Source organism: Micromonospora sp. (assembly GCF_048594385.1).
Taxonomy (GTDB): domain Bacteria; phylum Actinomycetota; class Actinomycetes; order Mycobacteriales; family Micromonosporaceae; genus Micromonospora; species Micromonospora wenchangensis.
The window spans coordinates 1-2646 of the sequence record NZ_JBMDWU010000251.1 but is presented as its reverse complement, the minus strand read 5'-3'; the positions used below and the strand labels follow the sequence as shown (position 1 = coordinate 2646).

At 72.6% G+C, this 2646-nt stretch carries 2 protein-coding genes; both read left to right on the top strand.

The annotated features are described in order from the left end of the window. Nucleotides 1-180: 180 nt before the first annotated feature. Nucleotides 181-1962: a CTP synthase gene (locus tag ACOJTC_RS13170; protein WP_420117067.1), complete on the top strand. Its 1782-nt coding sequence runs from the start codon at nt 181-183 to the stop codon at nt 1960-1962. Then, a complete protein-coding gene (locus ACOJTC_RS13165) occupies nt 1959-2564 on the top strand; it encodes an NUDIX domain-containing protein (RefSeq protein ID WP_420117066.1) in 606 nt (201 codons plus the stop codon). Before ACOJTC_RS13170 ends, ACOJTC_RS13165 begins: the two co-directional genes overlap by 4 nt. Nucleotides 2565-2646: the final 82 nt, after the last annotated feature.

Here is a 2646-nt window from a genome sequence, read left to right as displayed (position 1 = left end):
CGCCGCGCCGGGGGTGTCGGCCGCGACCGGCCCGGCCGGCGGCGGGACCGGATAGCCCGAGGTCGGGTGCGACGCCAGGTGGCCCCGGGGGAGGTGTTACCGTGGAATCCCGTGGATCGCGTGATCACTTGATCGGCACGGCGGTTCGCACGACCGCTACGGACGACACGGGAGCAGGCCTTGGCCCCTTCAGCACGCACGACCCGGCACATCTTCGTCACCGGGGGCGTCGCCTCCTCGCTCGGTAAGGGCCTCACCGCCTCCAGCCTCGGCAATCTGCTCACCGCACGCGGGCTGCGGGTGGTCATGCAGAAGCTCGACCCCTACCTCAACGTCGACCCCGGGACGATGAACCCGTTCCAGCACGGCGAGGTGTTCATCACCGAGGACGGCGCGGAGACCGACCTCGACGTCGGGCACTACGAGCGGTTCCTCGACCGGGACCTCTCCGGCAAGGCCAACGTCACCACCGGCCAGATCTACTCCGACGTGATCGCCAAGGAGCGGCGCGGCGAGTACCTGGGCGACACCGTCCAGGTCATCCCGCACATCACCAACGAGATCAAGGCGCGGATCGTCGGCATGGCCGACCCGGACGCCGACGGCCAGATCCCCGACGTGGTGATCACCGAGGTCGGCGGCACCGTCGGCGACATCGAGTCGCTGCCGTTCCTGGAGGCGATCCGGCAGGTGCGCCACGACCTGGGCCGGGACAACTGTTTCTACCTGCACGTGTCGCTGGTGCCCTATCTCGCCCCGTCGGGGGAGCTGAAGACCAAGCCGACCCAGCACTCGGTGGCGCAGTTGCGCAACATCGGCATCCAGCCCGACGCGATCGTGCTGCGCTGCGACCGGGAGATCCCGGAGAAGCTGAAGCAGAAGCTGTCGCTCTACTGCGACGTGGACGCCGAGGCGGTCGTCGCCGCCCCGGACGCGCCGAGCATCTACGACATCCCCAAGGTGCTGCACCGCGAGGGGCTCGACGCGTACGTGGTGCGCCGGCTCGGCCTGTCCTTCCGTGACGTCGACTGGACCCGCTGGGACGACCTGCTGGAGCGGGTGCACCAGCCGCACCACACGGTCACCGTGGCGGTCGTCGGCAAGTACGTCGACCTGCCGGATGCGTACCTGTCGGTCAGTGAGGCGATCCGGGCCGCCGGGTTCGGCCACCGGGCCCGGGTGCAGCTGCGCTGGGTGCCCAGCGACGACTGCGTCACCCCGGCCGGCGCGGCGTCGGCCCTGTCGGGCGTGGACGGCATCGTCATCCCCGGCGGGTTCGGTGTCCGCGGTATCGAGGGCAAGATCGGCACCGCCCGGTATGCCCGGGAGACCGGGGTGCCGCTGCTCGGGCTCTGCCTCGGCCTGCAGTGCATGACCATCGAGGTGGCCCGCCACCTGGCCGGCCTCGACGCGGCGAACTCCCTGGAGTTCGACGAGGACGCCAAGCACCCGGTCATCGCCACCATGGCCGACCAGGAGGACATCGTCGCCGGCCGGGGTGACCTCGGCGGCACCATGCGGCTGGGGGCGTACCCGGCGACGCTGGCCGAGGGGTCGATCGTGGCGGAGGCGTACGGGGCCACCGAGATCAGCGAGCGGCACCGGCACCGCTACGAGGTGAACAACGCCTACCGGGACCAGCTCACCAAGGCGGGCCTGCACATCTCCGGTACCTCCCCGGACGGCCGGCTGGTCGAGTTCGTCGAGTTGGACCGCAGTCTGCACCCGTTCTTCGTGGCCACCCAGGCGCACCCGGAGCTGAAGAGCCGCCCGACCCGTCCGCATCCTCTGTTCGCCGGGTTCGTCAAGGCCACCGTGGCGTACTCGCAGGCCGACCAGTTGCCGGTGGACCTCGACCCGGCCCCCGGGGCGGCGACGCCCGAGACGACGAGGAAGACGCAGGCGGCGGCGAAGAACGCGGCCCGCAACGGTGCCCCGGCGACGGCGTCGTCCGCGTCGTGAGCGCCGTCGAGCACCGCTACGAGCTGCTGTCGCGGGTGCAGCGCTACGCCGGGCGGATCTTCACCGTGGTCACCGACGAGGTGACCATGCCCGGTGGGGGCACCGCCACCCGCGACTACGCCCGGCACGTCGGCGCGGTCGCCGTGGTCGCCCTCGACGACGCCGGTCAGGTGGTGCTGGTGCGGCAGTACCGGCAGCCGGTCGGACGGCACCTGTGGGAGCTGCCCGCCGGGTTGATGGACGTCGCCGGGGAGGACCTGCCGGTGGCCGCCGCCCGGGAGTTGGCCGAGGAGGCCGACCTGACCGCCGCCCGGTGGGACCTGCTGGTCGACGTGCACACCTCGCCGGGTTTCTCCGACGAGGTGGTCCGGGTGTTCCTCGCCCGCGAGCTGGCCGAGGTGCCCGTCGGGCAGCGGCACGAGCGGCACGACGAGGAGGCCGACCTGCAGGTCGTCCGGATCGACCTGGACGAGGCGGTCGGCATGGCGTTGGCCGGGGAGATCACCAACGGCCCGTGCGTGGCCGGGCTGCTGGCCGCCGCGCGGGCCCGCGACGCCGGCTGGTCGGTGCTGCGCCGCGCCGGCACCCCGCTGCCCCGCTGATCCGGTCCGCCGACAGGGGCCGGCGCGGTACGCCGCGCGGCCCCGGTGTCGTCCGGCCGTCCCGGCCGGCCCGCGGTGGCAC